This is a genomic window from Streptomyces agglomeratus (assembly GCF_001746415.1).
Taxonomy (GTDB): Bacteria; Actinomycetota; Actinomycetes; order Streptomycetales; family Streptomycetaceae; genus Streptomyces; species Streptomyces agglomeratus.
Genome location: NZ_MEHJ01000001.1, coordinates 6385767 through 6402850, shown reverse-complemented (window position 1 = coordinate 6402850; position 17084 = coordinate 6385767). Strand labels below are relative to the sequence as shown.

Below are 17084 nucleotides of genomic sequence, written 5' to 3'. Positions count from 1 at the left end.
CGCTCAGGCGAGATACGCCGGAGCGCCGACGGGCAGGATAAATCGGAACTCGGCGCCGCCGCCGGGCCCGCGGCCGACGGTGATCGAGCCGCCGTGCGCCTCGACGATGCCCTTGACGATGTACAGTCCGAGGCCGGTCCCGCCGCGCTTGCTGCCGCGCCAGAAGCGGGTGAAGACGCGGCCCATCGACTCCTCGGGGATGCCGGCGCCTTCGTCACTCACGGTCACGGCTGTTCCCTTCGCTGCGTCGCCGGCGGTCTTGAGCGGGGCTGCGCCCACCTCGATGGTGACCGTTCCCTCGCCGTGCCGCACCGCATTTTCCAGCAGGTTGCCGAGCACCTGGTCGATCTTGTCCGGGTCTGCCCACAGATCGGGCAGCGGCTGCTGGACACGGACGAGGAAGCGGTCCGCGGGCTGGCCGTTGGAGATGTGAGCCTGGACGTGGCGTCCGACGGCCGTCGGGACGTCCACGGGCTGCCTGCGCACCTCGAGGCGTCCGGAGTCGATGCGGGAGATGTCGAGCAGCTCGGCGATCAGCCGGGTGATCCGGCTCGCGTCGGCGTCGACGGTCTCCAGCATGAGCTTCTTCTGATCGTCGGTGAACCGCTCCCACTTGGCGAGCAGCGTCGCCGTGAACCCCTTGACCGAGGTCAGCGGGGAGCGCAGCTCGTGGGCGACCGTGGCTATCAGCTCGGCGTGGCTGCGTTCGGTGCGGCGCCGGGCCTCGGTGCCGCGCAGCGAGACGACGACCCGCCGTACGGGCCCGGTCGGCTCGTCGCGTACGTACCGGGCGGAGACCAGCACCTCTCGGCCGCCGGGCAGCAGCAGGTTGCGTTCCGGCTGTCCGCCCCGGATCGCGAGTCCGCCGTACGGGTCGGTCAGGCTCCACCAGCGCCGGCCTTCGAGGTCTTCGAGCGGCAGCGCGGCCCCTAGCGGCCGGCCGAGCGCGGCGTCCTTCGTGATGGCGGTGATCCGCGCCGCCGCGTCGTTGAAGCAGATCACGCGGCCGTTCTCGTCGGCGACGGCGAGGCCGTCGGGCAGGTCGTCGGGATCGATCCCGTGCCCGTCCCAGGCGCTCTGCCCGTCCCGCGCGTACGGACGCGGTAAAGCGTCGCCCGCCTTCGACGGACCGCTCGTGCCGACAGCCATCCCCGTGTCCCACCTCTTCCGGAGAGCGGAGGGGGTCCCTCCCTGCTCAAGGGGTCCCCCTGCCCGAGCGAAGCCGGGAACCAGGGGGAGGAGCCGAGAACCCGGGGAGGGCCCCGGAGCCCGCCACACTACTAGCTGGAGGTTACGCTGCGGCACCCTCCGGAAGCGCGCTGCGCACGAGCGGAGGCGTAGAGGCACACGGCGGCGGCCGTGGCGAGGTTGAGGCTCTCGGCCCTGCCGTGGATCGGCACGCGCACCACGGCGTCCGCGAGCGCGCGGGTCTCCTCCGGCAGGCCCCACGCCTCGTTGCCGAAGACCCAGGCGGAGGGCCCGCCCATGGTGCCGGCGTCGAGCTCGTCGTCGAGGTCGTCGTCGCCCGCGCCGTCGGCCGCCAGGATGCGTACACCGGCGCTCTTCAGCCCGCTGACGGCCTGCTCGACGGGGACCCCGACGGCGACCGGCAGGTGGAAGAGGGAGCCGACCGAGGCACGGACCGACTTGGGGTTGTAGAGATCGACGGAGGCGTCGGTGAGGACGACCGCGTCGGCACCGGCGGCGTCCGCGCAGCGCAGCACCGTACCGGCGTTCCCGGGGTCCCGGACGTGCGCCAGGACGGCGACGAGCCGGGGCCTGGCCGCGAGGATCTCCTCGAAGGGCGAGTCCAGGAAGCGGCAGACACCGACGATGCCCTGCGGGGTGACGGTCTGGGACACCTCGGCGAGCACCTCGTCGGGCGCCAGGTGCACGCGGGCGCCTGCGGCGCGGGCGGCAGAGACGATGTCGTCGTACCGCTCGGCGGCCTCGACGGTGGCGAAAAGCTCGATCAGGGTCGCCTCGCCACCGTCGCCGCGGTGCTCGACCGCCTCGCGCACGGCCTGCGGCCCCTCGGCGATGAACCGGCGCTCCTTGCCGCGGAAGCTCCGCTTGGCCAGCCGCTTGGCGGCGGTCACGCGCGGGGACCGCGGGGAGATCAGCTCGGGGGTGCCCATGGTCGGCGGCTCACTTCTCTGCGTATCTCTGCGTACGAAAGGGGTCGTGCACGTCCGGTACGACGCACCGGACCCGCAGGCGGCGAACGCCTGCGGGTCCGGTGGACGAAGAGGGTGCTGCCTGAGATCAGGCGGCGGTCTTCGGGGCGTTGACGTCGCTCGGGAGCGCCTTCTGGGCGACCTCGACGAGCGCGGCGAACGCGTTGGCGTCGTTGACCGCGAGCTCGGCCAGGATCTTGCGGTCCACCTCGATGTTGGCGGCCTTCAGACCCTGGATGAGGCGGTTGTACGTCATGCCGTTCTGGCGGGCAGCGGCGTTGATGCGCTGGATCCACAGCTGACGGAAGTCGCCCTTGCGCTTCTTGCGGTCGTTGTAGTTGTAGACCAGGGAGTGGGTGACCTGCTCCTTGGCCTTGCGGTACAGGCGCGAACGCTGACCGCGGTAGCCCTTGGCCGCCTCGAGAATTGCCCGGCGCTTCTTGTGGGCGTTGACTGCCCGCTTGACGCGTGCCACTTGTTAACTCCTTGTAGCGGGGCCGCGGTTGAACTCACATGGCCCGGAAACGTATTGGTCTCGGTCGGTCCGACGAGGGGCTCCGGTCGCCCGGAGCCGCGACGTCACTTGCCGAGAAGCTTCTTGATCTTCGGGGCGTCCGCCGGGGACACCACGACAGCGCCGGTCAGCGAGCGGGTCTTCTTGGAGGACTTGTGCTCCAGGAGGTGGCGCTTGCCGGCCTTCTCGCGCATGACCTTGCCGGAGCCGGTGACCTTGAAGCGCTTGCTGGCACCGCTGTGCGTCTTGTTCTTCGGCATAGCGCCGTTCTCTCCTCGTCAGTGGCGCTCCCCCGGTGCGTACCGGAGAGCGGGAGCGTCAGTCAGTTATGGGGGATTGAGGCTTCCTGGCCGAACCCGGGGCCGCCTGGATGGCAGCCCCGCGGATCACGCTTCGGAAGGGGTCTCGGTCTGTGCCTCGGCCGGAGCCTCGGCGACCTCGTCCGTCGACTCGGCCTGGCCAGCCTCGTCGGTGGCGTAGCCCTGGCGTTCGGCCTTGCGGGCCGCCTGGGCCTCGCGTGCCTCGGCCATGGCCTCGGTCTTCTTCTTGTGCGGGCCGAGAACCATGATCATGTTCCGGCCGTCCTGCTTGGGATTCGACTCGATGAAGCCAAGGTCCTCGACGTCCGAAGCCAGACGCTGAAGCAGTCGGAAGCCGAGCTCGGGGCGGGACTGCTCACGACCACGGAACATGATCGTGATCTTGACCTTGTCGCCCTGCTTGAGGAACCTGACGACATGACCCTTCTTGGTGTCATAGTCGTGCGGGTCGATCTTCGGCCGGAGCTTCATTTCCTTGATGACCGTGTGCGCCTGGTTCTTGCGCGCCTCACGGGCCTTCATGGCCGACTCGTACTTGAACTTCCCGTAGTCCATGAGCTTGCACACGGGCGGACGGGCGGTCGCCGCGACCTCGACCAGGTCGAGGTCGTACTCCTGCGCAAGCTCCAGGGCCTTCGCAAGAGGCACAATGCCGACCTGCTCGCCGCTGGGTCCGACGAGTCGCACCTCGGGAACGCGAATCCGGTCGTTAATGCGGGGCTCAGCGCTGATGGATCCTCCTCAGTAGCACCACACGACTGTCTGGCAGACAGCCGCGTAACGTCTGTTTCGTGAGACCAACCTCAGGGAGCCATGAAAAATGCCCCGGACGGGAACACAGGCGGGGCTCCTGGATATACCGGAGCACCACCGCGCATCAACCGCGGGGCGCATCATCGAGCGGTGCTCCATCGTCCGTACGGAACGATGGGGACCGCCTGACCGGTGACCCGCCGTCCGTGAGGACAGCCAGGTGGGAGATCGGAGCCTCCACTTGTGGGCCGGGCACACAGGTGTCCGGCCGGTCGTTACACAAGGTTAGCAGCTCTCGGAAGGAGGGGCGACCCCGGTCGGACCGGCCCGGCCGGGGTCGGACACTGCCGCGAGTGCCCCGCTCGCCTGGGCATATCGTGTGCGTCATGAGTGACGCGACCTCCCCCAATGAATCTCCCGACTTCGACGCCATGACGCGCGACATCGCGGAAGTACCGGCAGTCGAGGTGATCGTGACGGTGGCGGTCAACCTGATGAGCGCCGCCGCCGTGAAGCTCGGCCTCACCGAGGACGGCGACCAGCACAAGGACCTCGACGAGGCCCGCAAGCTGGTGCACGCGCTGGCCGGTCTGCTCGACGCGAGCGCGACCGAGATCAGCTCCTTCCACGCGGCGCCGCTGCGGGACGGGCTGAAGTCCCTCCAGCTGGCGTTCCGCGAGGCGTCGGCCGTGCCGGACGAGGTCGGCCAGGGCCCGGGCGAGAAGTACACCGGCCCGGTCTACGGCTGATCCGGTAGCTGCCGCGGCGGCTACGCGCGTACGAACAGGGGCTCGCCGGGAGGCGTGGCACCGGCCGGCAGCAGAGCCAGGTCGAGGCCGCGCACCAGGCGGGCCCTCAGTGTTTCGTCGGCGGCCAGCGCCCCGGCGACGCGGCGGGCCGCCTCGGCCGGATCGGCGTCCGGGGCGAGGACCAGCGCGAGGGTGCCGTCGGCACTGCCCGGCCCGAGGTGGGCGCGCAGCACGGCGGGCTCCGCGGCGACGGCGGCCCGTACCGCTTCGGTGACGGCCGGGTCGTCGAGGGGCACCGCACTGGTGCGGCCCTCGGCCGCGGCGAGCAGCGCGGACCCGGTGAGCTGGTACGGCACAGGGCCGGCCAGGTCGAGGAGCAGGGTGTCGGCCCGCTCGTGGGCGACGGCCTGGAGCGCCTGGTGCAGGGGTACGGCGACGGGGCGCGCCTCGAGGTTCCAGCGGGCCAGGGCCTCGGTGGAGGTGAAGGCGGGCAGGGCGCGGCGCTCGCCGGCCCGGAGCGTCGGCACGGCCATGTCGCTGGTCTTCTCGCGGCGCAGGCCGGTGGCCTCGTCGGTCTCGGCCTCGCCGAGTACGGCGACGACGGGCACGAGCAGCCGGGCGCCGGCCAGCGCTTCGAGCACCTGCGGCTCGGCGGCCGGGTCCGCGGCCCAGGCGGCGAGCGCGGCGGTGAGCCGGGGGTCGGCGGTGCCGTCGTCTTCGGAGAAACCGGGGTCCGGGATGTTCTTGAGGGCCACGTCACGAGACTATCCGCCCGGCGCCGGGCGTTTCGGCACCGGGGCCGCGGGCACGGCCGTTGTTGTGGATCTCTCGTACGCCGTCTCCGAGGCGGGCAGCGGGCGCTGTGCCGTCCACGGGCAGCGCAGCTTCGCCGCCGCGAGCGTCGTCAAGGTGGGCATCCTGGCGGCGCTGCTGCTGCGCAGCGCCCGGGACGAGGGCCGGGCGCCGGGCCCCGCGGAGCGGGCGTACGCCGAGGCGATGATCCGGCGCAGCGACAACGACGCGGCGTCGGCGCTGTGGGCGGCCGTCGGCGGAGCGGCCGGGCTGGACGCGGCGCTGGCGCGGCTGGGGCTGACGGAGACGGCGGCGGACCGGGCGTGGGGGCGCACGCGGACCACCGCGCGGGATCAGGTGACGCTGCTGGGGGCGGTGTTCGGGCCCGGGAACGGCGTACTGGACGAGGACGCGCGTACGTACATCCGGACCTTGATGGGGCAGGTCGTGGCGGGCCAGGACTGGGGGGTGTCGGCTGCCGGGAGCGGGGCGGCGCTCAAGAACGGGTGGATGCCGCTCGACGCCACGGGGCTGTGGGCCGTGCACAGCGTGGGGCGGGTGCGGGTGGCGGACGGGCGCCGGCTGCTGATCGCCGTGCTGTCGGAGGGCCACGCCACGAAGGAGGCGGGGATCGCGGTGGTGGAGGACGTGGCCCGGGAGGTGGCGGCCGGGTTCGGCGGGGACGGGCGTGGCCGGTGAGGAGCGGGCCGTGGGCGGTCAGCGGAACTGGCGGGAGCCCTGGTCCCGGCTGGAGCGCCACAGGGTCACCGCGCCGGCCAGCAGGAGCGCGCCGGCGCCGCCGGCGGCGGGGGCGAGCCAACCCGCCGGTTCACCGTCCTCGCGCAGGGGGTCGGGCCCGGCGCCGAAATACCTCTTGCCGTGGGGGGCCGGGACGGGGCGCAGGCCGGCGGGGCGGAGCCGGCCGGCCGCCTCCAGGGCGGCGGCCGGGTCCACGAAGCCGTAGCCGCGGGCATCGTCGCGGCCGCCCTCGGGTGCGTCGCGTGCGGTGTCCGCGAGGAGCTTCTTGACCTGGGCGGGGGTGAGGTCCGGGTACGCGGAGCGCACGAGAGCGGCGGCGCCGGAAACGAAGGCGGAGGCGGCGCTGGTGCCCCAGCCCTCGTAGTACCGCCGGTCCGGGTCGGCGATGATCACGTCTACGCCGGGGGCGCTGACGGTCGCGTACCAGCGGCTGGTGGAGAAGGAGGCGTGGGTGCCGGAGCTGTCTACGGCGGCCACCGCGATCACGCCGGGGTAGGCGGCGGGGTACGAGATGTGGTCGCCCTCCTCGCCGCTGTTGCCGGCGGACGCGACCACGACGGCGCCCTTGGCGAGGGCGTACTGGACGGCGGCGTCCTCGGCGGGCTCGGGGTGGGCGGACTTGCTGTCGTCGCCGAGGGAGAGGTTGATGACGTCGGCGCCGTGGTCGGCGGCCCAGCGGATGCCCTGGGCCAGGGCGTGGCCCCGGGTGCTGCGGGCGCGCTTGCGGGCCGGGTCGCCGCCTTCGAGGATCACCCGGACCGGGAGGATCTTCGCCTCGGGGGCGATGCCGACGACGCCGTCGGAGCGGCCGGGGCCGTTGCCGTGGCCGGCGATGATCCCGGCCATGGCGGTGCCGTGGCGGGCCCAGGCCCGGTCGCCCTTGCCCGCGCCGAAACCTATGAGGTCCTTGCCGTCCAGTACCCGGCCTTCGAGGTCGGGATGGCTGCCGTCCACGCCGGTGTCGAGTACGGCGACGGTGACGCCGTCGCCCTTGGTCGTACGCCAGGCCCGGTCGGTGTGCAGTGCGTCGAGCGCCCACTGCTGGGCCCGGATGCTGTCGGCGTGCGCGGACGGCGCGGGCAGCACGGCGAGCGCGGTGGCCGCGAGGGCGGCGGCGAGGGCGCGGGGGGCGGTGCGGCGGGCGGTACGGGAGCCCGTGCGGCCGGCCGCGCCGCTTCGTGCGGTGCCGTCGGAGGCGCGGCCCGGTCCGGCGCCGGGCGCGTGGGCGGGTGCGGGCGCGGTGCCGTCGTCGGCCGGCCGGTGGGGAGTCGTGCCGGGGATGCGGGTCATGCCGGGGGCTCCGTGGCCTGGAGGGCGGTCTTGCGCAGGCCGCGTTCGACCCGGTCGGCGATGCCCTTCGCCTCGTGGCCGAGGCCCGCCTGGGCGGGGGCGTTCGTCGCGCCCGCGACCGTGGCACGGCCGACGGGCTGCGGGTCGGCGACCGTGCGTCCGTCGGCGAAGCCGGAGACGGCGTACACGACGACCGGTACGTCGGTGAGCACGCGCACCGTCCAGCTCGCGCGCTGACGGTCGCCGAACCCGGCGGCGACGGTTCCCTCGGCGGGGTACGTACGGGGCATGAGGTCGGTGCGGTCGGCGAGGCCCTCGTTGGTGAAGCGCGCGCGCAGCGTTCGCATGGCCGGTGCGTCGGCCTCGGTGAAGACCATGCCGACCGTGGTGACGCTGCTGGACGTGGCGTCGGTGTAGGTGGCGCGCAGGAGGCGCAGGCAGCCGGCCGGTTCGAGCGCCTTGAGCAGCAGTGGGTCGAGGGCCTTCGCGCAGCCGCTGTCGGGGGCGACGGCGACGCGTGTCCACACGCGGTCGGCGCCGCCGGGACCCGCGCCGTCGCCTTCGATCGTCGGCGGGAAGAGCTTGTCGACGGGAACGCTGTGCCAGAGGCCGCGTGCCTCGGCGTAACCGGTGGGAGACGCCGCCTCGGCGTCCGAGCCGCCGGTGAGCCAGCTGCCGGTGGCGGCTCCGCCGATGAGGCCGAGTCCCAGGACGAGACAGGCAGCGGCGCCGACGACGCGGGCGGGGCGGCGGGTACGGACCGGCCGCAGCCGGGTGGTGGTCTCGGCCGGGGTCTCCGGCGGCACACCCCAGTGCCGGGGAGCGGCGAAGTGGGCGGGCCGGGGCGCACCGGGCTGCGGGCCCAGGTCGACGGCCCCCACTGGCCTGCGCGGGGGCACGCCGGTGGCACCGGGCGGCGGCGTCGCGCGCGGACCTGCGGGCGGCGTGGCACGCGGATCGGCGGGCGGCATGGCGCGCGGATGGGCGGGCGGCGACGGGACCTGCGGCGGCAGGGCGCCCGGCGCGGCGGGTACGGGGCGCAGCCGGGCGGTGGTCTCCACCGGGGCGACGTCACGGCCGCCCATGGGGCGCGGGCCACCGGCCGCCGGCCGCCGGTTGTCCTGCTGGGCCCCGTCGCCGGTACGGGCGCCGGACCCGTTCGGGTCGCCGGTGTACCCCGGCCCGGGACGGCCAGGCGGACCGCCGAGTGCGGCTCCTGTCACACCCGGCGGCGACGGCACGGCGGCACCGGGGCCGCTCCGGGCACCCGGGCGAGGCGTGCCCGGCGCGGGCGCCCCATGCGCCTGCTCCCCGGCGGGCCCCGACCGGCCGCCCGCGGCGGGCGGCATGGGGCCCGGGGGGCCGGACGGCGAAGAAGCGCGGGGCGCGGCGGGGAAAGGAGCCGGGGGCCGGCGGGCGGAGCGGCCGGGCGGGAGGCGTAGGGCGGGGCGGGGGCGGGCTGCCGGGCAGGGGGGACGGGCGGGGACGTGGGGCGGGGTGGGAGGGGGGCACGGTGTGCCTCGGTGCTCATCCGCCCCCCTGTTCGTGTCCGCCCGGCCTGTGCCCCGCGATGCCCGATCGCCGTTCGGGGCAGGTCCGTTCGAGTCGTCCTCACCGCGTGGGCGTCACTCTACGGGCTGCCGCGCGTCGTTCGGGAATCAGTCCCCGGCCTCGCGGCATCTGACCGGATGATCCCCCTACCCAGTGGTAATCCGCTCTGGCAAGCTCTGGCCATGACACCCCGCGCTGCCGACCGGGCCCGGTACGACCGGGCCACCGCCCACCTCGACGCTCCCGTCGCAGTCGTCGACCTGGAAGCGTTCGACGACAACGCCGCGGACCTGGTACGCCGGGCGGCCGGCAAGCCGGTCCGGGTGGCCAGCAAGTCCGTACGCTGCCGCGCCCTGCTGGAGCGCGTGCTCGCGCGGGACGGCTTCGCGGGCATCATGTCGTACACGCTGGCGGAGTCGCTGTGGCTCGCGCGCTCCGGGTTCGACGATGTGCTTCTTGCCTATCCGTCCGCGGACAGGAGCGGATTCGCGGAGCTCGCCGGGGATCCGAAACTCGCCGCCGCCGTGACCGTGATGGTCGACGATCCGGCGCAGCTGGAGCTGATCGAGCGGGCGCGGGACGGCGGCCGGGAGGAGATACGGGTCTGCCTGGAGCTGGACACCTCCTTGCGGCTGCTCGGCGGCCGCGTCCGGATCGGCGCGCTGCGTTCGCCGTTGCGCGAGCCCGCACAACTCGCCGAGCTGGCCCGCTCGGTGGCCCGCCGCCCCGGATTCCGCCTGGTCGGCATCATGGCGTACGAGGGTCATGTGGCCGGCGTCGGCGACTCGCTCGCCGGCCGACCGCTGCGCTCCCGCGCGATCAGGGTGATGCAGCACGCGGCGCGCAAGGAGCTGGCGGCCCGCCGGGCGGCCGTCGTACGCGCGGTACGGGCCGTCGCGCCGGACCTGGAGTTCGTCAACGGCGGCGGCACGGGCAGCGTCCAGCACACCGCGGCGGAGTCCGCGGTGACCGAGATCGCGGCGGGATCGGGGCTGTACGTGCCGCGCTTGTTCGACAACTACTCGTCGTTCACGGGACGGCCCGCCGCCCTCTTCGCCCAGCCCGTCGTCCGCCGGCCGGGCGTGGGTGTGGTGACAGTGCTCGGCGGCGGCTATCCGGCGTCGGGCGCCCCGGGCCCCGACCGGTCGCCCGTCCCGTACCTCCCGGAGGGGTTGCGGTACGACCCGCAGGAGGGGGCCGGTGAGGTGCAGACCCCGCTGATCGGCTCCGCCGCGGACGATCTGCTGATCGGCGACAAGGTGTGGTTCCGGCACGCCAAGGCGGGCGAGATGTGTGAGCGGTTCGACGAGCTGCGGCTCATCGAGGGCGACGAGGTGGTGGCGACCGTACCGACGTACCGGGGTGAGGGGCGGACGTTCCTGTAGACGGGAAGGCCGGGCCGGCGGGTCCGGTCCGGCCTCCCGCGGGCCGGCTAGAGCGGGGTCACGTACGCGCCCGCGATGCCCCCGTCCACCAGGAAGTCCGTGGCGTTGATGAACGACGAGTCGTCGCTGGCCAGGAACGCCACCGCCGCCGCGATCTCGTGCGCCTCCGCGAAGCGGCCGACCGGGATGTGCACGAGCCGCCGCGCCGCCCGCTCCGGGTCGCTGGCGAACAGCTCCTGGAGAAGGGGCGTGTTGACCGGGCCGGGGCAGAGCGCGTTCACGCGGATGCCCTCGCGGGCGAACTGCACGCCCAGCTCGCGCGACATCGCGAGGACCCCGCCCTTGGACGCCGTGTACGAGATCTGGGAGGTCGCCGCACCCATGATCGCGACGAACGAGGCGGTGTTGATGATGGAGCCGCGGCCCTGGCGCTGCATGTAGGGGATGGCGGCCTTGCAGCAGAGGTAGACGGAGGTGAGGTTGACGTCCTGGACGCGCTTCCACGCCTCCAGGCCCGTGGTCAGGATCGAGTCGTCGTCGGGCGGTGAGATGCCCGCGTTGTTGAAGGCGATGTCGACGGAGCCGTAGGTGTCGTACGCCGTCTTGAACAGCGCGTCGACCTGCTCGGCGTCGGTGACGTCGACCCGTACGAACGTGCCGCCCACCTCGTCGGCCGCGGCCTTGCCCGCGATCTCGTCGATGTCGCCGCAGACGACCCGCGCGCCCTCGGAGGCCAGGCGGCGCGCGGTCGCGAGACCGATGCCGCTGCCGGCGCCGGTGATGACGGCGGTACGTCCGACCAGGCGGCGGCAGACGACGGCGTCGGCCCCTGCGGTCTCAACAGTCTCGGTCATGGTCTCAGGCCTCCGTGCTGATGAAGATGTTCTTGGTTTCGGTAAAAGCGGTGAGGGCGTCGGGGCCCAGTTCGCGGCCGAGCCCCGACTGCTTGAAGCCGCCGAAGGGCGTCGAATAGCGCACGCTGCTGTGGGAGTTGACGGACAGGTTGCCCGCCCGGACCCCCTGGGACACGCGCAGGGCCCGGCCGACGTCCCGGGTCCAGATGGAGCCGGAGAGGCCGTAGTCGGTGGCGTTGGCGAGGCGGACGGCGTCGTCCTCGTCGTCGAAGGGGAGGACGACGGCGACGGGGCCGAAGACCTCCTCCGTCGCGGCGGCCGCGTCCGGGCCGACGCCCGTGAGCACGGTCGGCGCGAACCAGAACCCCGGCCCCTCGGGGGCGCTGCCGCGGATGGCCTGCGCTCCCTCGGGGACGTACGCACGTACGCGCTCCAGCTGCGCCCTGGAGATCAGCGGGCCCATCTGCGTCTTGTCGTCGGACGGGTCGCCGACCACCACGCCCTCGATCGCGGGGGCGAGGAGGTCCAGGAAGCGGTCGTACGCCGAACGCTGGACGAGGATGCGCGTACGGGCGCAGCAGTCCTGGCCGGCGTTGTCGAGGAAGGACATCGGGGTGGCGGCGACGGCGGCCTCGATGTCGGCGTCGGCGAAGACGATGTTGGGGCTCTTGCCGCCGAGTTCGAGCGTCACGCGCTTCACGCGGTCGGCGCACTTGGCCATGATCTGCTTGCCGACGCGCGTCGAACCGGTGAAGACGATCTTCGCCACGCCGGGGTGTTCGACCAGGGCGTTGCCCGCCACGTCGCCCGCGCCGGGCAGGACCTGGAAGAGGTTCTCGGGGAGCCCCGCTTCAAGGGCGAGTTCGGCGAGGCGCAGGGCGGTCAGCGGCGTGGTCTCGGCGGGCTTGAGGATGACCGCGTTGCCGGCCGCGAGCGCCGGGGCGGTTCCCCAGGCGGCGATCGGCATGGGGAAGTTCCAGGGCGCGATGACCCCGATCACGCCGAGCGGTTCGAGGACGGTGATGTCCAGGCCGCCCGCGACCGGGATCTGGCGGCCGCTGAGCCGCTCCACTCCCCCGGCGGCGAAGTCGAGCAGGTCGCGTACGTTGCCCGCTTCCCAGCGGGCGTTGCCGAGGGTGTGGCCGGCCTCGCGGACCTCCAGCCGGGCGAGTTCCTCGACGTGTTCGTCGACCTCGGCGGCGAAGCGGCGCAGCAGCCGGGCGCGGTCGGCGGGGGCGGCGGCGGCCCAGGCGCGCTGCGCGCCGGCGGCCCGTACGACGGCCGCGTCGACGTCGGCGGCGGTGGAGGCCGGGACAGTGGCGACGACCTCTTCGGTGGCCGGGTTGAGGATGTGGTGCTCGAAGGACACGGCGGGCCTCACAGTCGTTCGAAGGAGCGGCGGAGCTCCCAGTCGGTCACCGCGGAGTCGAACGCCTGGAGCTCGACCCGCGCCATGTTGCTGTAGTGCGCGACGACTTCGTCGCCGAAGGCGGCCTTGGCGATGGGGCTGTTCTCCCAGAGTTCGGCGGCCTCGCGCAGCGAGGTGGGCACGTGGGCGTAGTCGCCGGTGTAGGCGTTGCCCGTACACACCTCGGGGAGTTCGAGCCGCTGCTCGATGCCGTGGAGGCCGGCCGCGACCAGGCCCGCGACGGCGAGATACGGGTTGACGTCACCGCCGGGGAGCCGGTTCTCGAAGCGCATGGAGCGGCCGTGTCCGACGACGCGCAGGGAGCAGGTGCGGTTGTCGTGCCCCCAGGCGACGGCGGTCGGGGCGAAGGAGCCCGGCTGGAAGCGCTTGTACGAGTTGATGTTCGGCGCGTAGAGCAGCGAGAAGTCGCGGAGTGCGGCCAGCTGTCCGGCGAGGAAGTGCCGCATGACGGGCGACATGCCGTCGGCCGCCGCCTCGTCCGCCATGACGTTGCGGCCGGCCTCCTCGGTGGACTGCAAGGAGAGGTGGATGTGGCAGGAGTTGCCCTCGCGCTCGTTGTACTTCGCCATGAAGGTGAGCGAGACGCCTTCCTGCGAGGCGATCTCCTTCGCGCCGGTCTTGTAGATGGCGTGCTGGTCGCAGGTGACGAGGGCTTCGTCGTACTTGAAGACGATCTCGTGCTGGCCGGGGTTGCACTCGCCCTTGGCCGACTCGACGGTCAGGCCCGCCGCGGTCATGTCGTTGCGGATGCGGCGCAGGAGGGGCTCGATGCGGCCGGTGCCGAGGACCGAGTAGTCGATGTTGTACTGGTTCGCGGGTACGAGGTCCTTGTATCCGCGGTCCCAGGCTTCTTCGTAACTGTCCTTGAAGACGATGAATTCGAGCTCGGTACCGACGTGGGCGCTGTAGCCGAGCTCCGCGAGGCGCTCCAGCTGGCGGCGCAGGATCTGGCGGGGCGCGGCGACGACAGGGGAACCGTCGTTCCAGGCCAGGTCGGCGATGAGCATCGCGGTGCCGTCGTTCCAGGGGACGCGGCGCAGCGTCGTGAGGTCGGCGTGCATGGCGAAGTCGCCGTAGCCGCGGTCCCAGGAGGCCATCTCGTATCCGTCGACCGTGTTCATCTCGGTGTCGACGGCGAGAAGGTAGTTGCAGCCCTCGGTGCCGTGGTCCAGTACGTCGTCGAGAAAGAACCGGGCGGCGAACCGCTTGCCCTGGAGGCGACCCTGCATGTCGGGGAAGGCCAGGACGACTGTGTCGATGTCACCGCTCGTCACGAGGGCGCGGAGCTCCTCAAGAGCGAGCGGGGGTGTGCGGTCTGCCACGGAAAGTTCCTCCTTCGGTCAGCCGGAAGCCATAAGGTATTGCTGAAGACCATTGCTTGGGAAGGGGAAACCGCAACGTGGCGAGCGAAATCGATTCTGCGGACCGTTTGACGCCCGTATTGCGGCCCGTACGGGCGGGCAACGGATTCGAGGAGGCGCTGGAGCAGATCCTCCAGGTGCTGCGCCTTGGCCTGGTCCCCGTCGGGGAGCGGCTGCCGGCCGAGCGGGAACTGGCCGACCGCCTGCGGATCAGCCGGGTCACCCTGCGCGAGGTCCTGAAGGTCCTCCAGGACCAGGGCCTGGTCGAGAGCAGGCGGGGCCGGTACGGCGGCACGTTCGTGCTGCCGCGCCCGGACGCCTCCGGGGAGGGTGAGCTGCGCCGGCGCGTGGCGGCCGTCGACGTGGAGGACGCGCTCCGATTCCGCGAGGTGCTGGAGGTCGGCGCGGCCGGGCTGTGCGCGGCGTACGGGCTGGACGACGAGGGCGCGCTGCGGCTGCGGGCGGCGCTCGCTGCCACGCACGACGCGCCGCTGGCGGACTACCGCAGGCTGGACACCCTGCTGCATCTCACGCTGGCGGAGCTGTCCGGCTCGCCGACGCTGACCGCGCAGTACGCCGCCGTACGGGCCACCGTGAACGGGCTGCTCGACTGCATTCCGCTGCTCGTCCGGAACCTGGAGCACTCCCAGCAGCAGCACACCGCGCTCGTCGAGGCGGTGCTCGACGGCGACGCGGACGGGGCGCGCGAGGTGATGCGCGAGCACTGCTCGGGCACGGCCGCACTGCTGCGGGGCTTCCTGACGTGACCCATGGACCCTTCGCCCGGCATGCGCCCCTTTCGGCGGCGCCGGACGATGCGGATCCGTAACAGCGGCTTAACGCACAGGTCTTGCGCTGGGACCGGCCGAACCACAAAGGTATGGCCACCCACCATTGACCCGAGGCAGGGAGCGGCTCATGGCCGACAGCACCGACTCGCGCACCCCACCGCCCGCCCCCACCCCACCGTCCGGCTCCCCCGGCCCGGACGACGGCTATCTGCGACGGCGCACCCTGCGCCGGGGCAGCGCCGGATGGCTGCTGCTGACCGGGCTCGGCGTCGCCTACGTCGTCTCCGGTGACTTCTCCGGCTGGAACATCGGCCTGGCCGAGGGCGGCTTCGGCGGCCTGGCCATAGCCACCCTGGTCATGGGCGTGATGTACGCCTGCCTGGTCTTCGCACTCGCCGAACTGTCCGCCATCCTGCCCACGGCGGGCGGCGGCTACGGTTTCGCCCGGCGCGCGCTCGGCACCTGGGGCGGATTCCTGACCGGCACGGCCATCCTCATCGAGTACATCCTGGCGCCCGCCGCGATCTCCATCTTCATCGGCGACTACGTCGAGTCGCTGGGCCTCTTCGGGCTCACCGCGGGCTGGCCGGTCTACCTCGCCTGCTTCGCCGTCTTCATCGGCATCCACCTGTGGGGCGTCGGGGAGGCGCTGCGCTTCAGCCTCGTGGTGACCGCGATCGCGGTGGCGGCGCTGCTGATCTTCGCGGTGGGCGCCTTCACCGAGTTCAGCGCGGACGGCCTCAACGACATCCCGGTCGACAAGGAGGCGCTCGGCGCGAACTCCTGGCTGCCGTTCGGACTGCTCGGCATCTGGGCCGCCTTCCCCTTCGGCATGTGGTTCTTCCTCGGCGTCGAAGGTGTGCCGCTCGCCGCCGAGGAGGCCAAGGACCCCGTGCGGTCCATGCCGCGCGCGCTGGCCATCTCCATGGCCGTCCTCGCGCTGCTCGCCCTGGTCACCTTCTTCGCCGCCACCGGCGCGCGCGGCTCGGCCGCCGTGCAGGACGCGGGCAACCCGCTGGTCGTGGCGCTCCAGGGCGACGGCGATCCGACGCCGCTCAGCCGCTTCGTCAACTACGCGGGTCTGGCGGGCCTCGTCGCCTCGTTCTTCTCGCTCATCTACGCCGGGTCGCGGCAGTTGTTCGCGCTCTCCCGGGCCGGCTACCTGCCGCGCTTCCTGTCGCTGACGAGCCGCCGCAAGGCGCCGTACCTCGGGCTGCTCATCCCCGGGGCGATCGGATTCGCGCTGGCGGCGGGGACCGGGGACGGCGCGCGGATGCTGAACATCGCGGTCTTCGGCGCCACCATCTCGTACGCCCTGATGGCTCTCTCCCACATTGTGCTGCGCCGCCGCGAGCCCGGGCTGCACCGCCCGTACCGCACGCCGGGCGGCGTCGTCACCTCGTCCGTGGCCTTCGTGCTGGCGCTGTCGGCGCTGGTGGCGACGTTCCTGGTGGACAAGGACGCGGCCTTCATCGCCCTCGGGGTGTACGTCGTCGCCCTCGCCTACTTCGCGTTCTACAGTCGGCACCGGCTCGTCGCCACGGCTCCCGAGGAGGAGTTCGCCGCGCTCGCCGAGGCCGAGGCCGAACTCGAACGCAACTGACCCCCACGCACAACCCGACCGGAGGACCCGTGTCCAAGCCGCTCATCGGCATCAGCACCTACCTGGAGCCCGCCAAATGGGGCGTCTGGGACATGCCCGCCGCCCTGCTCCCGGTCGGCTATCCGCGCCTCGTGCAGGCGGCGGGCGGCCTCGCGGCGATGGTGCCGCCCGACGAGCCGTCGTACGCCGCCGAGGTGGTGGGCCGTCTCGACGGCCTGGTCGTGGCGGGCGGCGCGGATGTCGATCCCGTACGGTACGGCGCCGAGCGGGACCCCCGCACCGGGCCGCCGGCCCGGGAGCGCGACGGGTGGGAACTGGCCCTCATCGGGGCCGCCCTGGCGTCGGGGACGCCGCTGCTGGGCATCTGCCGGGGCATGCAGCTGCTGAACGTGGCACGCGGCGGCACCCTGCTCCAGCACCTGGAGGGGCACACGGCCGGCCCCGGTGTCCTCGGCCGCCACACGGTGCGGCCGGTGCCCGGGACCCGCTACGCCTCGGTCGTACCCGAGGAGACCGGCGTACCGACGTACCACCACCAGGCCGCCGACCGGATCGGCGACGGCCTGGTGGTGTCGGCGTACGCGGCGGACGGGACGCCCGAGGCCCTCGAACTGCCCGGCGGGCAGTGGGTTCTGGGCGTTCAGTGGCATCCGGAGATGGGCGAGGACCTGCGGGTGATGCAAGCGCTGGTGTCGGCCGCTGCGGCCGCCGCCGGCCGGCCGTCGCCGCGTGCGCGACAGCTCCAGACCTGACGGA

At 73.0% G+C, this 17084-nt stretch carries 17 protein-coding genes; 6 read left to right on the top strand and 11 right to left on the bottom strand.

Annotated elements, in window-relative coordinates; genetic code table 11:
* Positions 1 to 3: 3 nt before the first annotated feature.
* From AS594_RS28010 to infC, 5 genes are all read right to left on the bottom strand, one after another.
* Positions 4 to 1149 (bottom strand): sensor histidine kinase, encoded by a 1146-nt coding sequence (locus AS594_RS28010; protein WP_069929616.1) that lies wholly within the window; start codon positions 1147 to 1149, stop codon positions 4 to 6.
* A 131-nt stretch (positions 1150 to 1280) separates the two neighbouring features.
* A complete protein-coding gene (locus AS594_RS28005) occupies positions 1281 to 2138 on the bottom strand; it encodes a TrmH family RNA methyltransferase (RefSeq protein ID WP_069929615.1) in 858 nt (285 codons plus the stop codon).
* A 127-nt stretch (positions 2139 to 2265) separates the two neighbouring features.
* Positions 2266 to 2652, bottom strand: coding sequence for a 50S ribosomal protein L20 (gene rplT / locus AS594_RS28000; protein WP_028815427.1), 387 nt, complete (start codon positions 2650 to 2652; stop codon positions 2266 to 2268).
* A 104-nt stretch (positions 2653 to 2756) separates the two neighbouring features.
* Positions 2757 to 2951, bottom strand: a complete 195-nt coding sequence (gene rpmI, locus AS594_RS27995; RefSeq protein ID WP_028815428.1) for a 50S ribosomal protein L35 — start codon at positions 2949 to 2951, stop codon at positions 2757 to 2759.
* A 126-nt stretch (positions 2952 to 3077) separates the two neighbouring features.
* Entirely contained in the window at positions 3078 to 3743 is a 666-nt protein-coding gene (gene infC, locus AS594_RS27990; protein WP_218107237.1) for a translation initiation factor IF-3, read from the bottom strand.
* A 407-nt stretch (positions 3744 to 4150) separates the two neighbouring features.
* On the opposite strand from infC, the gene AS594_RS27985 reads away from it, so the two are divergent.
* Positions 4151 to 4513, top strand: a complete 363-nt coding sequence (locus AS594_RS27985; protein ID WP_079144367.1) for a DUF1844 domain-containing protein — start codon at positions 4151 to 4153, stop codon at positions 4511 to 4513.
* Positions 4514 to 4533: 20 nt separating this feature from the next.
* Here the strand turns inward: AS594_RS27985 and AS594_RS27980 are convergent, their stop codons facing one another.
* Positions 4534 to 5268: an SseB family protein gene (locus AS594_RS27980; protein ID WP_069929612.1), complete on the bottom strand. Its 735-nt coding sequence runs from the start codon at positions 5266 to 5268 to the stop codon at positions 4534 to 4536.
* Positions 5269 to 5332: 64 nt separating this feature from the next.
* Between AS594_RS27980 and AS594_RS27975 the strand changes: the two genes are divergently transcribed.
* Positions 5333 to 6004: a serine hydrolase gene (locus AS594_RS27975; protein WP_069932145.1), complete on the top strand. Its 672-nt coding sequence runs from the start codon at positions 5333 to 5335 to the stop codon at positions 6002 to 6004.
* Between the two features lie 18 nt (positions 6005 to 6022).
* Here the strand turns inward: AS594_RS27975 and mycP are convergent, their stop codons facing one another.
* Positions 6023 to 7354, bottom strand: coding sequence for a type VII secretion-associated serine protease mycosin (gene mycP, locus AS594_RS27970; RefSeq protein WP_079144369.1), 1332 nt, complete (start codon positions 7352 to 7354; stop codon positions 6023 to 6025).
* Positions 7351 to 8577 carry a hypothetical protein gene (locus AS594_RS27965; RefSeq protein WP_420877852.1) on the bottom strand — a complete coding sequence of 409 codons (1227 nt, stop codon included), beginning with the start codon at positions 8575 to 8577 and terminating at the stop codon, positions 7351 to 7353. Before AS594_RS27965 ends, mycP begins: the two co-directional genes overlap by 4 nt.
* 510 nt (positions 8578 to 9087) lie before the next feature.
* On the opposite strand from AS594_RS27965, the gene AS594_RS27960 reads away from it, so the two are divergent.
* Positions 9088 to 10290 (top strand): amino acid deaminase/aldolase, encoded by a 1203-nt coding sequence (locus tag AS594_RS27960; RefSeq protein ID WP_069929610.1) that lies wholly within the window; start codon positions 9088 to 9090, stop codon positions 10288 to 10290.
* Positions 10291 to 10337: 47 nt separating this feature from the next.
* On the opposite strand, the gene AS594_RS27955 is transcribed toward AS594_RS27960, so the two are convergent.
* Genes AS594_RS27955 through AS594_RS27945 form a run of 3 tightly spaced genes read right to left on the bottom strand, consistent with a single transcriptional unit; the run spans position 10338 to position 13895 of the window.
* Positions 10338 to 11144 (bottom strand): 3-oxoacyl-ACP reductase, encoded by an 807-nt coding sequence (locus AS594_RS27955; RefSeq protein WP_069929609.1) that lies wholly within the window; start codon positions 11142 to 11144, stop codon positions 10338 to 10340.
* A 4-nt stretch (positions 11145 to 11148) separates the two neighbouring features.
* The gene (locus AS594_RS27950) at positions 11149 to 12513 is read right to left on the bottom strand and encodes an aldehyde dehydrogenase family protein (RefSeq protein WP_069929608.1); all 1365 of its coding nucleotides are present in this window, start codon (positions 12511 to 12513) and stop codon (positions 11149 to 11151) included.
* 8 nt (positions 12514 to 12521) lie between these two features.
* On the bottom strand, positions 12522 to 13895 hold the full coding sequence (locus tag AS594_RS27945) for a glutamine synthetase family protein (RefSeq protein WP_069929607.1): 1374 nt from the start codon (positions 13893 to 13895) through the stop codon (positions 12522 to 12524).
* Between the two features lie 77 nt (positions 13896 to 13972).
* On the opposite strand from AS594_RS27945, the gene AS594_RS27940 reads away from it, so the two are divergent.
* The 3 genes from AS594_RS27940 to AS594_RS27930 all read left to right on the top strand — a co-directional run bounded on the left by AS594_RS27940 (position 13973) and on the right by AS594_RS27930 (position 17080).
* Complete coding sequence (locus tag AS594_RS27940; RefSeq protein WP_069929606.1) at positions 13973 to 14701, top strand: FadR/GntR family transcriptional regulator; 729 nt, start codon at positions 13973 to 13975, stop codon at positions 14699 to 14701.
* A gap of 151 nt (positions 14702 to 14852) precedes the next feature.
* Complete coding sequence (gene eat, locus AS594_RS27935; RefSeq protein WP_069929605.1) at positions 14853 to 16328, top strand: ethanolamine permease; 1476 nt, start codon at positions 14853 to 14855, stop codon at positions 16326 to 16328.
* 29 nt (positions 16329 to 16357) lie between these two features.
* A complete protein-coding gene (locus AS594_RS27930; RefSeq protein ID WP_069929604.1) occupies positions 16358 to 17080 on the top strand; it encodes a gamma-glutamyl-gamma-aminobutyrate hydrolase family protein in 723 nt (240 codons plus the stop codon).
* Positions 17081 to 17084 lie beyond the last annotated feature (4 nt).